General features: G+C 55.3%; 13 protein-coding genes, 2 tRNA genes and 1 pseudogene. 3 read left to right on the plus strand and 13 right to left on the minus strand.

Going from position 1 to position 13,468, the window contains the following annotated elements; all coding sequences use genetic code 11:
- Positions 1-18 precede the first annotated feature (18 nt).
- Positions 19-372: a putative quinol monooxygenase gene (locus G6R15_RS16100; RefSeq protein WP_164661006.1), complete on the minus strand. Its 354-nt coding sequence runs from the start codon at positions 370-372 to the stop codon at positions 19-21.
- Positions 373-485: 113 nt separating this feature from the next.
- Positions 486-1,226, minus strand: a complete 741-nt coding sequence (locus G6R15_RS16105) for an IclR family transcriptional regulator (RefSeq protein WP_164661007.1) — start codon at positions 1,224-1,226, stop codon at positions 486-488.
- 69 nt (positions 1,227-1,295) lie between these two features.
- Between G6R15_RS16105 and G6R15_RS16110 the strand changes: the two genes are divergently transcribed.
- Genes G6R15_RS16110 through G6R15_RS16120 form a run of 3 tightly spaced genes read left to right on the plus strand, consistent with a single transcriptional unit; the run spans position 1,296 to position 3,526 of the window.
- A complete protein-coding gene (locus G6R15_RS16110) occupies positions 1,296-2,654 on the plus strand; it encodes a selenium-binding family protein (protein ID WP_164661008.1) in 1,359 nt (452 codons plus the stop codon).
- Positions 2,651-3,058, plus strand: a complete 408-nt coding sequence (locus G6R15_RS16115) for a 2Fe-2S iron-sulfur cluster-binding protein (RefSeq protein ID WP_164661009.1) — start codon at positions 2,651-2,653, stop codon at positions 3,056-3,058. Before G6R15_RS16110 ends, G6R15_RS16115 begins: the two co-directional genes overlap by 4 nt.
- A 3-nt stretch (positions 3,059-3,061) precedes the next feature.
- Complete coding sequence (locus G6R15_RS16120; protein WP_164661010.1) at positions 3,062-3,526, plus strand: CoA-binding protein; 465 nt, start codon at positions 3,062-3,064, stop codon at positions 3,524-3,526.
- Between the two features lie 171 nt (positions 3,527-3,697).
- Here G6R15_RS16120 and G6R15_RS16125 read toward each other — a convergent pair whose 3' ends face one another.
- The 11 genes and pseudogenes from G6R15_RS16125 to G6R15_RS16165 all read right to left on the minus strand — a co-directional run bounded on the left by G6R15_RS16125 (position 3,698) and on the right by G6R15_RS16165 (position 13,394).
- Positions 3,698-4,744 carry an FAD-binding oxidoreductase gene (locus G6R15_RS16125; RefSeq protein ID WP_306432351.1) on the minus strand — a complete coding sequence of 349 codons (1,047 nt, stop codon included), beginning with the start codon at positions 4,742-4,744 and terminating at the stop codon, positions 3,698-3,700.
- On the minus strand, positions 4,717-4,884 hold the full coding sequence (locus G6R15_RS22930; RefSeq protein ID WP_240336786.1) for a hypothetical protein: 168 nt from the start codon (positions 4,882-4,884) through the stop codon (positions 4,717-4,719). Before G6R15_RS22930 ends, G6R15_RS16125 begins: the two co-directional genes overlap by 28 nt.
- A 127-nt stretch (positions 4,885-5,011) precedes the next feature.
- A complete protein-coding gene (locus tag G6R15_RS16130; protein WP_164661011.1) occupies positions 5,012-5,269 on the minus strand; it encodes a DUF4242 domain-containing protein in 258 nt (85 codons plus the stop codon).
- A 28-nt stretch (positions 5,270-5,297) separates the two neighbouring features.
- Positions 5,298-8,564 carry an adenylate/guanylate cyclase domain-containing protein gene (locus G6R15_RS16135; RefSeq protein WP_240336787.1) on the minus strand — a complete coding sequence of 1,089 codons (3,267 nt, stop codon included), beginning with the start codon at positions 8,562-8,564 and terminating at the stop codon, positions 5,298-5,300.
- 168 nt (positions 8,565-8,732) lie between these two features.
- Positions 8,733-8,897: pseudogene (locus tag G6R15_RS23130) on the minus strand (SAM domain-containing protein); the annotation flags it as partial.
- Positions 8,898-9,121: 224 nt separating this feature from the next.
- The gene (gene modC, locus G6R15_RS16140) at positions 9,122-10,210 is read right to left on the minus strand and encodes a molybdenum ABC transporter ATP-binding protein (protein ID WP_164661013.1); all 1,089 of its coding nucleotides are present in this window, start codon (positions 10,208-10,210) and stop codon (positions 9,122-9,124) included.
- On the minus strand, positions 10,207-10,902 hold the full coding sequence (modB, locus tag G6R15_RS16145) for a molybdate ABC transporter permease subunit (RefSeq protein ID WP_164661288.1): 696 nt from the start codon (positions 10,900-10,902) through the stop codon (positions 10,207-10,209). The genes modC and modB overlap by 4 nt, the downstream gene beginning before the upstream one ends.
- Positions 10,902-11,687, minus strand: coding sequence for a molybdate ABC transporter substrate-binding protein (gene modA / locus G6R15_RS16150; protein ID WP_164661014.1), 786 nt, complete (start codon positions 11,685-11,687; stop codon positions 10,902-10,904). The genes modB and modA overlap by 1 nt, the downstream gene beginning before the upstream one ends.
- 96 nt (positions 11,688-11,783) lie before the next feature.
- Entirely contained in the window at positions 11,784-12,659 is an 876-nt protein-coding gene (locus G6R15_RS16155) for a hypothetical protein (protein WP_164661015.1), read from the minus strand.
- A gap of 383 nt (positions 12,660-13,042) precedes the next feature.
- Positions 13,043-13,117, minus strand: a tRNA-Glu gene (locus G6R15_RS16160).
- Positions 13,118-13,319: 202 nt separating this feature from the next.
- Positions 13,320-13,394, minus strand: a tRNA-Glu gene (locus G6R15_RS16165).
- Between the last annotated feature and the right edge of the window lie 74 nt (positions 13,395-13,468).

Below are 13,468 nucleotides of genomic sequence, written 5' to 3' on the forward strand. Positions count from 1 at the left end.
GTTTTCGCCAATCGGGGCTCACCATTGCAGCAGCCCAGGCTTTTGCGCTTGGAAACCTTTGGCCGTTGGAAACAGAGAGCGCATATTCGCAATCGTTTCCAACTCACCGTCCAGAAGGGGTTGGACAGTCTCCCACCAATTCTTGAAAGCGGATGTTTCCCTGTGTGCATGGGCGGCGGCTTCATCCCGAAACACTTCGTAGAAATAGAAACGGTTCGGATTGGCGGTATCCACCATGACGTGAAACTGGAAGACGCCTTGTTCCTCACTTATTACGCTTTGCGCCACAAAGATGCTTGCGTCCAAAAAGGCCTTTCGATGTATGGGTAGGACGTTGATCGCGAAAAAGGTCCCAAGCATTCCGTCTGACATCTTCAATCCCCTTTTTCCACAATTCCCTTCAGTGCAAAGGCAGCCACATGCGAACCTTGCGATCATCAGCCATCTCATCAACGACTGTTGCCTTATCCCGTTTGTAAGCTGGGTTAGGTTTCGCTCCACCCTAGTGTGGTTGAAAGTTTTCGCGACATTGCCTGTAAGGTTCGGCCAATTTCTTCTCGTGCCGCATCGTTGAACACCCGCGTGGACGCCGTGGCACCGATGGAAAGTGTCGCACCGGGTCCAGTTTCGGTCAAGATGGCCGCGACAGAGCACATACCGCGTTCAAGCTCTTCGACGCATTCAGCGTACCCTTGCTTGCGAATTACGTCGAACTCCGTCTCCAAATCCTGGAGATTGGTGATCGTACTTTCCGTGTATTTCTTGAGACGACCCTGAAGGTCGTGCTTTGACAGCAATTCGGGCGAGAAGGCCGCAATCACTTTGGAGCACGAGCAGGCGTGCAGTGGCCGTTTGCCTAAACCTGGATGCAAATACGACACGCCGTTTTCAGGGGTAGCGACGTGGATGATTTCCACCCGTTGCCCGCGTAGACGCGACAGAAAGAAAGCTGCACCTTGATCCGTTGCGGCGCGCGCAAGAACAGGTGTGATAACTTCCAAAAGCGCCGGATCGGACAGATCACGCAGGGTGATCCGTTTTAGTCGGGCACCAATAGCAAACCGGCCTCGTGCTGATGGGGTCAACAGGTCGGCAGAGACAAGGTCCTGTACCAATCTGTAGGCAGAGGGTTTGGGCAGGTCAGCATGCGTACAGATCTGGGCCACGGTGGCCTCGCCTTTCTGTCCTACAATTTCCAGGATCGACGTGAGGCGTTCGAGATGCATGATTTTACCTTGTGAGAATCTAATTATCGAATTACGAGAATATAGGTGGTTTCACAAGGGAGGAATGTGATGATGGATGGCACATGCTGCGGCCCCGGCTATGCAAGCCCGGCTGAGGCAATCAAGGCCCCCCGCGAGAAACTGCTGTACACGATCGCGATCTACACGGGCACCGGCATTCAAAAGCCAGACTATTTGGCCACTGTAGACGCTGATCCCGACAGCGCGACCTATTCCCAGGTCATTCACCGTCTTGAAATGCCTGGTATTGGGGACGAACTGCATCACATGGGGTGGAATGCCTGTTCGTCCTGCCATGATGATGCTGGCATGTCTCGAAAGTACCTGCTGGTGCCCGGTGTACGGTCAAACAACATTCACATCATCGACACCGCAACCGATCCGCGTGCGCCGCGCCTGCACAAGGTGATAGATGGGGCCGAGATCAAGTCAAAGACCGACCTCAGCGGTCCCCATACTGTGCATTGCCTAGGGTCCGAGATTATCATTTCTTTCCTTGGTGACGCGAAAGGTGAGGCACCGGGTGGCTATCTGCATCTCAACAAAGAATTCGAGATTGTCGGGCGTTGGGAAAACTCTATGGGTGATATCCCGTTCGGCTATGATTTTTGGTACCAGCCGCGCCATAACGTAATGGTGTCTTCGGAATGGGCGGCGCCAAACACCTTCATGCCGGGTTTTGACCTCGAAGAGGTTGGGCATCTAAAATATGGTCGCCGCCTGCATATCTGGGACTTTGAAAAGCGCGTACCGATCGAGACTATGTATCTGGGCGAAGATGGCTTGATCCCGCTTGAGGTGAAGTTCCATCACAACCCTGACAGCACCCACGGATTTTGCGGCGCAGCGCTAAGCGCCAATGTCATCCATTTCTGGAAATCCGATGCCGGCAAATGGGAATGGGAAAAAATCATCGATGTGGAGAACGAACCACATCCCGAATGGCCAATCCCCGTGCCGGGGGTAATGTCAGCGATCTTGGTATCGATGGATGACAAATTTCTTTACCTCAACAATTGGCTGCACGGGGACATGCGCCAATACAATATCGAGGATCCCCATAACCCCGTCTTGACCGGGCAGGTCTGGATGGGCGGGTTGTTGGGCAAAGCGCCTGAGGTCAACGGCGTGAAGGTCGCGGGTGGGCCGCAGATGTACCAGCTTTCGCTTGATGGAAAGCGGCTCTACGTCACAACTTCATTGTTTTCGACGTGGGACAACCAGTTTTACCCCGAAATTCGCACGCAAGGAGGCGTTATGGTCATGATCGATTGCGATGTCGAAAACGGCGGCATGAAGATCAACAAGGATTTCATCGTGGATTTCGGCAAGGAACCCAATGGGCCCAGCCGTTGCCACGAAACCCGCTACCCCGGTGGCGATTGCACCAGCGATATCTGGCTGTGACCTTGAGCCACACAATAACAATCGCCAACCGCGACGGGGCAACCTATAGCGTCGATGCCCGCCGCCCCTTGTTGAATACGCTGCGCGAGCAGGGGGTCGATCTGCCGTACGGCTGCAAATACGGTGGCTGCATCACTTGTGCGGCCAAACTGACTACTGGCGAAGTCGATCAACGGCGCCAGGTTGCGCTGAGCAACCGTCAGATCAACAACGGCTATGTCCTGCTGTGCGTTGCCCGCGCGACAACCGACTGCACGTTGGAAATCGGCGTCGAAAGCCACGACATGCTGTACCGCAACCCCTTTCTTGATCCGCTGGAACCACATGAGCTGAAAGCGGACATCGCGACACCGTTGCCCTCAAGCGATGAAGCGCTTGGGTCAAAACCGAAGAAGGAGGCCTGAGCCATGCCTGCGGCTGCCTTGGACGACCTGTATGACTATGATCCCAAATTTCTGGCCGATATTCTAAAATCGGTCAAATCCATTGCCATGGTCGGGGCCAGTGCTGACAAGACCAAGTTCAGCTACGGCGTGCTTCGGGTTTTGCACGAAACAGGATACGATATGATCCCGGTGAACCCGAACCCAAATCTGACAGAGATCCGCGGCATTCCCGTATTTCACTCGTTGGAAAAGATCGACCGCCCCGTCGACATGGTCGAGGTTTTTCGCCCCAAAGAAGAGCTGTTTGCCATCACCGAACAGGCCATTGCCATTGGTGCAAAGGTATTATGGGGGCAGATTGGTGTTTATGACGACGACGCGGCAAAACTCGCCGAAGACGCGGGGCTAAAAGTGGTCATGAACCGTTGCCCCAAAATCGAGCTGTTCCGCCCGTTCTGGAAGCCACGCCTTGATCTGGCAATCTGACACTAGCTGGCAGTTGCAAGGCTATGGGCCGACACAGGTATAGGTCGGCTCTAGCCGCTGCGAAGGGCAGGGAAAGGACAGAGTACATCCCAGTCATATGTGTGGCAGACATCCTGAGGAGGCCTGAAAGTAGCGTTGCAGCCGCTCGGCCTAGCCTGCCATTTTACCCATTTATGAGGGCAATATGTTGTGGTTTGGCCTGAACTTGTTGCCGGAATCGTAGGTTCCTTTAATTCGTGAAAGCCTCGCGCCACCCACGTGGGCGATAAAAGCTTCGCATGCGGGGTCGCGAAAATTGGAAATACCGTCCAAAAGCCCTGCAATCGCGTCCGAAGTAAGCCCGAAGAAATCATGGCTTTTCCCGTACTTCCGAGCACCCGGCGTCAGCAATGGATCGAATGCTGCTTGCCAATCCACGAACTTGTGAGGTGAGATGACATCGGCAATCGGTTCCCCGAGCCCGCGTAAGGCTGACATTGCCTTTTCGCCCTCATCCATTGGGCCACTGTAGCAAGCCGCAAGTATCAAAACTTCCCTCCCGTGCCACTCTTCAGGCAAAAACGGCAGTGGGGGCGCCGTTCTCATGACGCTCCATACGGTGAGTTCGTCGGGCGAGGTGTCCGCAATCTTTGCGTACTCTGCCAGCAGTTCTGGCGCATTTTCGATCGGGTGAACAATCAAGCCAGGCAGGACATCCGGTCCCAGGTCATGCAATTGGAACTTGAATGATGTCACGACACCAAAGTTGCCTCCACCCCCTCGGATTGCCCAAATAAGATCAGGGTGAGTGTTGGGGGATGCTGTGACGATCTCCCCGTTTGCTGTCACAACTTCGGCAGACAGCAAGTTGTCTATGGTCATGCCGAACTTGCGCGTGGTCCATCCGAACCCACCGCCAAGTGTCAGCCCGGCAATTCCGGTTGTGGAATTTATGCCTGTGGGTACGACAAGCCCATGGGCCTGTGTTTCCCGGTCGACATCGCCCAGCAATGCCCCCGGAGCCACGCGTGCGGTTTTGGCTTCTGGGTCCACATAAACCGATTGCATCATGGACAGATCCAGCAGCACCGTGTCGTCAGCGACGACATGCCCCGCGATTTGGTGGCCGCCGGATTTTATGGACAACATCAGGCCCGCGTTGCGCACAAAGTTTACCGCGACTTGGACGTCACTGGCCCCCATTGCCCTGATCACAACGCCGGGGTGGCGCTCGACCATGCTGTTCCATCTGGCCGGGCTTCGTCATATTCTTGGCTGCCTCGCAGATGGACTGCGCCACGCAGTGATGCATCAAGCAAATCCAGCGCTGCTTGATCCACAGTTGCCGTGTTTCCATCAAGTGACTTCAGGTCGTACATGGATCGCCTCCCTATTTCAGGTATGGCTTCTTGCACGGCTGCCTCAGCACCTTGGCAATTCCCTCACCTCACCTCACCTGTTGCCGGCGACGAGGATGATATTGCAGTCGTAAAATCGTTATGGGGATCAGGCGAATATTCCTGGATCAATCCGGTCTACAGGCGTTATCACGTCTGCGGGAATGTTCAGCCTTTCAGCAGCCTGTCGCAGGCTTTCCTCATCAGGGGCTTCGTACAAGCAATACGTCTTGCGCTTGTCCGCGCTGAGAAACGAAAAAATCCACTCTATGCCGATATCGTCGTTTATCTCTTTGATGTGAATTTTGTCCTCGTCGCTGACATTCAGCTGTTCGACATAATTTCTTTCAATAATGTATCTTGGCATAATGCTCCCCCCAGGCATTAAACGGACCTTAGCTTGCAACTCCTTCGAGCTTTGACCTTAGGGAAACCATACTCAGTTCCTGTGAAATTGCCAACGCTTCGGCTTCCAGTTGAAACGCCCGCCTTGTATCACTCGTGCTCCCACGACCTCTTAGGGCGGATGCATACGCCGCTTTGCTGTGTGCAATCCAGGGCGGGGACTTCATGCGTGTGTCAATCTCAATCGCCTTCTGGAACATCCTTTCAGCTGTGTCCCAGTCCCGCAATACTGCAGCCAGATTGCCCAATCGCCGGGCTGCCGCGCCGGTGCATACTGTCGTTGCCCCAGCCGTGATTGTCAGATCTTCGTAAGGTTTGAGCAAATTGTAGATCGTCTCTGCATATTCCAGATGTTCCACAGCGACGCAGATGTCCGAAAGGTATGATAATGTTGTCGAATACATTGCGTCCGGTGGCAGAACGAAACCACCTTCAGCGACTTCGTTCAGAATACGCCCGGCGTGATCCCTGAACCCCAGTTCTGCGGCAATTAGGCCAAAGCCCGGTTTCCAGGCCACATCTTCGGGGCTTTCCGTCATCAACCGCTTCATAACCGATGCAACTTCGTGCAGGCGGCTTTGCTCGCGGCGGATCGTGAACATTTGAACACCAAAGACACCTTCGACATGCTTGCCGTGTGTTTTTCGACCGATGTTCACGGCCTCTGTCGCGTGCAGTTCAGCCTGGTGAAAATCACCTTCCATGATCGCAACCATGGCTTGTGCGTGTTTTTGAACCCAGTAAAGCTGTAGATGATTGTCCTTGGTCGATATCTCGGTCAGACGTTCGAGCGAGCGGTCCATCAATTGACGGTCGGCCATTTCGGCCCCAACAAACAGGCTGAGCGTCCGGTTGCGCCCCTGGTCAATAGTGCCTAACTTTTCGGCGACCTGATGCATTGCTTTCAGATTTTCACGCCAGTTCTGCGCCTCGCTTTCCTTTCTTGCCACGAAAGGTGCCCCAAAATGCATCATCATGACAGAGAACTGAGACTTGTGGTCACCTAGGCGCGCTGCCAGTTCCATCGATTGCTGTCCATAGCGCGTGCCTTCGACAAACTGACCAACGAACATATAGGCGCGTGCAAGCTGGCTCATCAATCTGCATTGGCGAACCTCGTCGCTTGTCGGCAAATCTTTCAGCACGTCTCGGCAAAGCCCAATGGCCTCGCCGTATCGCTCGCTCGACATCATGCACGAGTCGGCAAAGTGATGCGCAGCATCAGCTGCGAGTTCCACATTGCCGATTTCTTGGGCTGTGTCGGCGGCTTCTTTCAGGATTGAAATACCCTCGGGCAACTGGCCCAGACTGTCATGGCTACGTCCAATCAGGATTTTGCTCTTGATCGTCTCAATGCCTGTCTCAGATGTCAGCTCTTCTGCAGCTTTCATAGTTTCGTGGGCGTTGACCATCGCCTCTTGGCTCGCGGACCGGGCCAGCGCCATTTCGGCCGCAGAGTGCCACCGGTCGAAAGCAGCACTCCAATCTTGAGCTTCTGAAAGGTGTCGGGCGACCAACTCGGGGCGGCGTTCAATTTCTGCCGAACGTAGTTGTGTCAAAGCACGGGCGACGTTCGCATGCTGTTCTCTTCGGGTAGAGCCCAACATAGAGTTGTAAGCGGTGTCACGGATGAGAGCGTGCCGGAACACGAAATGCCCCCGGTTGTGGCCGCTTTCATAAACCAAACCCGTGCGAGACAATTCTTCCAGGCGGGATTGAAGGTCACCCTTGTCAATTCCCATCGCTGCACAAAGCAACGTTGGTTCGAATTCACGACCGATGACGGAACCGGATAGAGCCGCCTGTTTGGCCTCTGGTGTAACCGCATCAAGACGGGCCATCAGCGCACCTTTCAATGATGATGGAACGTTGACTTGCCGCTGTTCACCGGCCTCGACGAGTGCCCTTGTCAATTCTTCTACAAACAGGGGTATACCGTCGGTCTTCTCTACAATCGCGGCGATCAGTTCGTCGTCAGGTGTACGTCCTGTAATTCTGCACACCAGGTTAGATACATCGGCTGTGTCGAACCGGCGCAGTTGTAGCGTTTGAACATGTGCGTCGCCATCGTCGCGGACCAGTTCCCAGCCGGGCCTGTGGGTTATCAGGATCATCAAGGGCAGGTCGGCGCAGATTGCCTTGAAGCGATCCAAAAGTGCTTGCGTAGATGGGTCGATCCAATGCGCGTCTTCGACGCACAGGATAACAGGGCAAACACTTGACCGTACCTGCACTGTTTGGACCAAAGTTTGAATTGTGATGTCGCGCTGTTCTTGCGGCGACAGGTCGAGCACCTTTCGCGCGGGAGCGCTACGTGGTGCCACCAGCGCTGCGAAGGCGGGCAAAACCTGATCCACGTTCAAGCCATCACGGGTTTCCAGCACTTTCCGTACGTGTTCAAGGATTTGGTCGTCATCAAAATCCGGCTCGACACCGGCGTCTTGAGATATTCTCTGGGTGACTGGATGGAAGGGGCTACTGGACAGGTAAGGAGAACAGTTCAGCCTTATGACGTCGGCCATGCCATTTGCAGCCACTTCGGAAAGGATGTCTTCGGTCAGCCTGGATTTTCCGATTCCGGCTTCACCAGCCAGCATGACAACTTCCCCGTGACCATTTTGGGCGCGGTGCCATGACTGTAATAGGATACCTTTTTCGTAATCCCGGCCAATCGTTTCTGTAACGCTGTCGTTCCTATGAGCCGCTCGAAAGCGGCTTTCCGCGCTGTGTTCCGCGATCACCCGCAACAATGTTCGTGGCTCATCGAACCCTTTCAGGTGGGTTTGCCCGAGAGACGAGCACTCGAATACCCGACGCACGGCGGCTTCGGTTTCTTCTGCCGGCAAGACAATCGTGTTGGGTTCTGCGAGCTCTTGAATTCGTGCGGCGAGGTTGACGATCGGACCGGTCATGGCGCCTTCTTCGTAAGTGTTTTCGCCAATTGTGTCGCCAACCACGACGTCACCGCTTGCGATGCCCAACCTGGCCGACAGGCGCTCACCATCTGGTGCTTTGAGCTCATGGACTCGTCTGATGGCTTCAAGACCGGCTTTAACTGCGCGGATTGCATGATCCTCGTAGGCCGTAGGCCAGCCAAAAAACACAAGAAGGCCATCGCCCAGATATTTCGCGACGTATCCACCATACCTGCTCACGGCTCCTGCAACGGCATCCTGATAGGTCTGGAGCAACTCTCGCATGTCTTCGGGATCAAGCTGATTGGTCAGTTCGGTGGAACCAACCAAATCTGCGAACATGACTGTCAGATGGCGCCGTTCAGCGGTGCCTTTGGTTGCGGGGCCTCCAATTGACGGATGTTCTTCTGGTCGAGCATTAGGGTCGGGTGTTCGGTCATTTTCTTCCGTCCGAAGGCTTGGTGCAGAACTTGATCTTGGCAACGCTTGCCCATCAGTCAGCTCTTGAACGGCGGCCAAAATGATTCTTCGATGGCCAAGGCTAACCCCCAGCTCCTTAAGGTCGTCGTTTGTCAAAAGCGGTAAGACGCGCGCGTCGACGTCATTTTCCGCAAAAGCGTCAGTGTACTGACCTAGTTTGAGATCTCTCAGCCACTTGCTAATATCGTTTACCATAACCCGATCATGCTGAGATAACGGGAGCTAATCAAGAAAACGCTACAGAAGCATGCTTTTCGCTTGTCTGGCATAGGTCGGATTCGGGGGAACGACAAACGTTGCAAAGGCCGATGTGACCTTGGTGCTTTGTGGTCGGGGTTGCGGCGGTCAACGGTTCGACGTTAGCGCCATTTCGCAACGGTTTTGGGATCAAACACCTAGTGCGCCAAATTTGGTGATGATCAGCGTGTGGCGACGTCCACGCGCGCCACGGCGACGGCCTTGATGACTGCGTGCACCTGCGCTCCGGGTTTCAATGACATCGCCTCGGCCGAGCGCCGTGTGATGCGAGCAAGCAAGAAATCAACGCCGCATTTGATTTGTATGATCATGCCAGGGCCGCTGCCCTGACGCAGGGATGTGATTTCTCCGGGCAGAATGTTGAGCGCCGAAATATCCTTGGGGTAATTGCGCGCGACGATGATGTCGTGCGCCAGGATACGCACGCGCGTTGCACTGCCTATTGGTTGGTCGATCTTTGGCAGGAACAGCCGCCCGCCTGATACGCTGAGCTCTGTTAGCCCATCGGGGTGGTGGGTCCGCACCGTTGCGGGCAGGATCGAACCGGCCTCACGCAGACCCAATTGACGCACTGTTGCCGGATCGGACAGCACCTGTTCGGCCGGGCCCGCCTGAGTGACACGGCCACCGTCCAGCATCACCACCGATGTCGCCAGACGCGCCACCTCGGCCACCGAATGGCTAACATAAAGCGTTGGGATGTCAGTATGCTCGCGCAGATTTTCCAGAAATGGCAGAATTTCCTCTTTGCGGGCGCTGTCCAACGCCGCCAGTGGTTCGTCCATCAACAACATCCGCGGGCGCGACAGCAGGGCGCGGCCAATGGCGACCCGTTGCTTTTCACCTCCTGAAAGCGGTCCGGGTCTGCGATCAAGCAGGGGGGCGATGCCAAGCAGGTCAACAACCTCGTCAAACGAGGGGCCACGGGCATCGGGTGGGGCATAGCGCGCGCCGTACATCAAGTTCTGGCGCACCGACAGATGCGGAAAAAGCCGACCATCCTGAAACACATATCCCAGGCGGCGCTTGTGCGGCGGGATATTGATCTTCATTGCCGTGTCAAAGATCGGTTCGCCATCCAGGATAATACGCCCCTGATCAGGGCGCAAAAGGCCGGATACGGCGTTGACCACACAGGTTTTTCCGGTGCCCGAGGCCCCAAACAAGGCCGTGATGCCACGGGGGGCCTCAAAGCTGACGTCCAAAGAGAAGTCGGCCAATTGATGTTGCATTGTCACGGACAAGTTCATGAGCCCGACACCCGTTTTCTGGCGCGCCGCGCAAGCAATTCGGATGCAATCAGCGCCCCCATCGCAACAATCACCGACACGATCACCAATCGTAATGCGGGGCCTTCGCCCCCAGGCACCTGCAGGAACGTGTAGATTGCTGATGGCAGAGTTTGGGTTTGGCCAGGAATGTTCGAGACAAATGTGATGGTCGCGCCAAATTCACCCATCGCTTTGGCAAAAGCCAGCACCACACCGGTGATCACCCCCGGCAGGATCAAGGGGAGTGTAACCGTTGTGAATACCGACAGGCGCGAGGCACCCAAGGTAGAAGCCGCCTGTTCAAGCTTTGGGTCCACCGCTTCGATCGCCAGACGAATGGCCCGAACCATCAGCGGAAAAGCCATGATCGCAGCGGCCAGAACTGCCCCTGTCCAGCGGAAGGCCAATATCAGGCCAAATGTTTCTTCCAGCCAGGCCCCAACCGGACCGCGCCGTCCAAAAGTCAGCAACAAAAGATACCCGGTGACGACAGGTGGCAGGATCAGTGGCAAATGGACCAGACCGTTGAGAACCTGATGCCCGCGAAACTGCCAGCGGGCCAGAGCATAGGCGGTGAGCGTGCCAAATGGCAGGCTCAACAAAACGGCCCAGAACGACACTTTTAGAGACAGCGCTACGGCTTGCCATTCTTCCGGGCCGAACCAATCCATCATTGCGCGTCCCCGACAAGACCAAAACCGTGCGCACGAAAAAGGTCGCCCGCTTGGGGTGATTGCAGATGGTCCCAAAAGGCGCGTGCTTCCGGGGTTTCGCCGTCGCGCACCAGGGCGACGGGATAGACAATTTGACTGTGAGATTCCTGAGGGAAAAGCCCCAAAAGCTTGACCTGATCACCGGTCGCCGCATCTGTTTCATAAACGATGCCCAAAGGCGCTTCGCCCAATGTGACCAACCGCAGGGCTGCGGTCACATTGTCGGTCTGAGCCAGCTGGCTGCGAACCTCGTCCCACTGTCCCAAATATTCTAACGCTTGCTGCCCATAAATCCCGGCCGGTACAGCCTGAACCAGGGCGATTGCCAGCCGATCGTCGCCCAGGGCCTGGATAAAGGACGCACCGGGCTCAGGTGAAAGTGTCAGGTGGCTGTCTGCGGGCGCGATCAGGGCCAGCCGGTTCGTCAGAAGATCGCGGCGGGTGCCATCCGCCAGCAGACGGTCCGCTTCCAGCGCGTCCATCCAGGCGGTATTGGCCGACAAGAAAACCTGCGCCGGTGCCCCATGCTGAATCTGGCGGGCCAAGGCAGAACTACCAGCATACGATAAATCGATTTCTTGACCGCTTGCCGTCTCATAGTTTTGCGCAATTTCGTCGAGGGCGGGCTTTAGACTGGCGGCGGCAAAGACGGTGACACTGTTTGCCAGCGACAAATTGGGCAGGCAAAGCAACGCGGCACAAGCCAACGTGAGCCCCCGAACGTTCCGCAATGGGTTGGCCATGGTTTGTCCTGTTTCCTCGCCCGGGTTGCCCATCAAATATGGCAAGCCAAAGGAAAGAGATGCAAGAGCAGGGCGCAACAAAGACAGCAGTCGTGATCAGGGGGCAATCAGGGTGACGCCGGGGATGCGTTGGATGGCAAAGACATCCTCATCGTAGATGTCGGTCAGTTCATCTACCAGTTCTTCGGTCCATCCTTCGAGGTCAAGTTCCTCTTCGACCTGATCTTCGATTGCATATTTGTCAAGGAACGCAGCAATGACGCGGCGTTTCTGCATCTCTGTCAGTTCGGGGTGCTGATGCAGGTATCCGCGAAAGCGAGTCATGCCTTCGTTGCTCATGATGTCTGAAAGCAGCGAAAAGCCTCCGGTCATCTTAGTGCCATGCTCTAGCCCTGCGAAATCCCGCATGATCTGTCCCCAGATAAGCGGGGTGTCTTCGTTGCACCAAACGGTAATCGGTATGTCAGGCACTGTGGAGCGCAAACGCTGAAACATTTCTGACCAGCGCAGGTTCAGCGGGTTGGTGGTTTCCGCGACCTCTTTGAGCCGCGCCGGCGATGCCTTGGACAAAAGTGCGGGAATGTAACTGGCTGGATTCCGGATCGCCATAAAGACTTCGAGCTGATCGAATTTGAACAGGTTGCGCAGTTGACGCAAGCGCACGTCAGCCAGTGGAAACAACGTATCACCATCCAATGAGAACCGCCGAGACCCAAAGAAATGAGGATTGGACAAGAGCATTCGATCAGCCGCTTCTTCGTCCAGAATGGCATCAATCAGGACATCGCGCGCGTCGTCGGCCGGATCAGCCGTTTCCATTGCGGCAAAGGCCTCTTCGAACAGGTTGCGATATTTTCCGGGGCCGGGCACGGCAATGCCGCGTTTTCCAAAAGGCTCTTTGTTGTATAACATGCATTTCAGCAGACGCTCATCATCCGTTGCATGTGCGCCGGTGTGAAAAGTAATCTGCATTGCTGTCGATACTGCCTCTGAAAACTTCCAACGTTGACTATGAGTTATCGCGTTGCTTCGGTGCAGTCAAACGGGTTGCAGATGTAGGGCGTTGGTCAGGATGCGCGTTGCGGTGACGTCGACCGGGTTCGGGGCATCATTATCATCGCAGCAAGAAGATAACTGCGACGTTGGGTGTGATGGCCGTCTTGCCCATACCGGCGCGCCAGCTCGACCGCCCGAGAAAGTCAGTACGCTCATGCGGGACGGATCATCGGCGTAATCACTAATTTTCGAACCTGCGCATTATTCGAGGTCAAGGATGCATTCTTGCCAGAGCCGTTCTTGAACAGACAACCAGATCGTCATTCGCGATGTGACGTACAGTGAAGTTCTGGGAAAAATGGCATCCCGTAGGGGAATCGAACCCCTCTTTCCAGGTTGAAAACCTGGCGTCCTAACCGATAGACGAACGGGACGCTCTTGGCGTGAGGGGGTATCTAATTAAGGCTGCGCTGCTGCGCAAGTGCCTTTTCCCAGAATGCGTAGATTTTTTCCCAGCGTTTGCGCGACACAGGAACGGCGAAATTTCCATATCTTTTTCAAAGGCTTGCATGGGGACGCATGAACGCTGCGGGCCGCCAGCGGTAACGTGCTTGAAGATGCCGATGGGGGAGAAAATGGCATCCCGTAGGGGAATCGAACCCCTCTTTCCAGGTTGAAAACCTGGCGTCCTAACCGATAGACGAACGGGACGCTCTTGGCGTGAGCGGGTATTTAGTTTCCCGCGCCCAAGTCCGCAAGTCAAAAAGTGCGGTTTAGTGAAAATA

Origin of the sequence: Tropicibacter sp. Alg240-R139 (genome assembly GCF_900537075.1) — a bacterium.
In the GTDB taxonomy this organism is placed as follows: domain Bacteria; phylum Pseudomonadota; class Alphaproteobacteria; order Rhodobacterales; family Rhodobacteraceae; genus Falsiruegeria.

Excerpts from the sequence above, each read along its gene's own strand:
- G6R15_RS22930 (WP_240336786.1), bottom strand. The coding sequence starts at position 4,884 with ATGTACGACCTGAAGTCACTTGATGGAAACACGGCAACTGTGGATCAA.
- G6R15_RS16110 (WP_164661008.1), top strand. The coding sequence starts at position 1,296 with ATGATGGATGGCACATGCTGCGGCCCCGGCTATGCAAGCCCGGCTGAG.
- G6R15_RS16120 (WP_164661010.1), top strand. The coding sequence starts at position 3,062 with ATGCCTGCGGCTGCCTTGGACGACCTGTATGACTATGATCCCAAATTT.
- modC (WP_164661013.1), bottom strand. The coding sequence starts at position 10,210 with ATGAACTTGTCCGTGACAATGCAACATCAATTGGCCGACTTCTCTTTG.
- G6R15_RS16125 (WP_306432351.1), bottom strand. The coding sequence starts at position 4,744 with ATGGTCGAGCGCCACCCCGGCGTTGTGATCAGGGCAATGGGGGCCAGT.
- G6R15_RS16105 (WP_164661007.1), bottom strand. The coding sequence starts at position 1,226 with ATGCATCTCGAACGCCTCACGTCGATCCTGGAAATTGTAGGACAGAAA.
- G6R15_RS16135 (WP_240336787.1), bottom strand. The coding sequence starts at position 8,564 with ATGTTCGCAGATTTGGTTGGTTCCACCGAACTGACCAATCAGCTTGAT.
- modA (WP_164661014.1), bottom strand. The coding sequence starts at position 11,687 with ATGGCCAACCCATTGCGGAACGTTCGGGGGCTCACGTTGGCTTGTGCC.
- G6R15_RS16100 (WP_164661006.1), bottom strand. The coding sequence starts at position 372 with ATGTCAGACGGAATGCTTGGGACCTTTTTCGCGATCAACGTCCTACCC.
- G6R15_RS16130 (WP_164661011.1), bottom strand. The coding sequence starts at position 5,269 with ATGCCAAGATACATTATTGAAAGAAATTATGTCGAACAGCTGAATGTC.
- G6R15_RS16155 (WP_164661015.1), bottom strand. The coding sequence starts at position 12,659 with ATGCAGATTACTTTTCACACCGGCGCACATGCAACGGATGATGAGCGT.
- modB (WP_164661288.1), bottom strand. The coding sequence starts at position 10,902 with ATGGATTGGTTCGGCCCGGAAGAATGGCAAGCCGTAGCGCTGTCTCTA.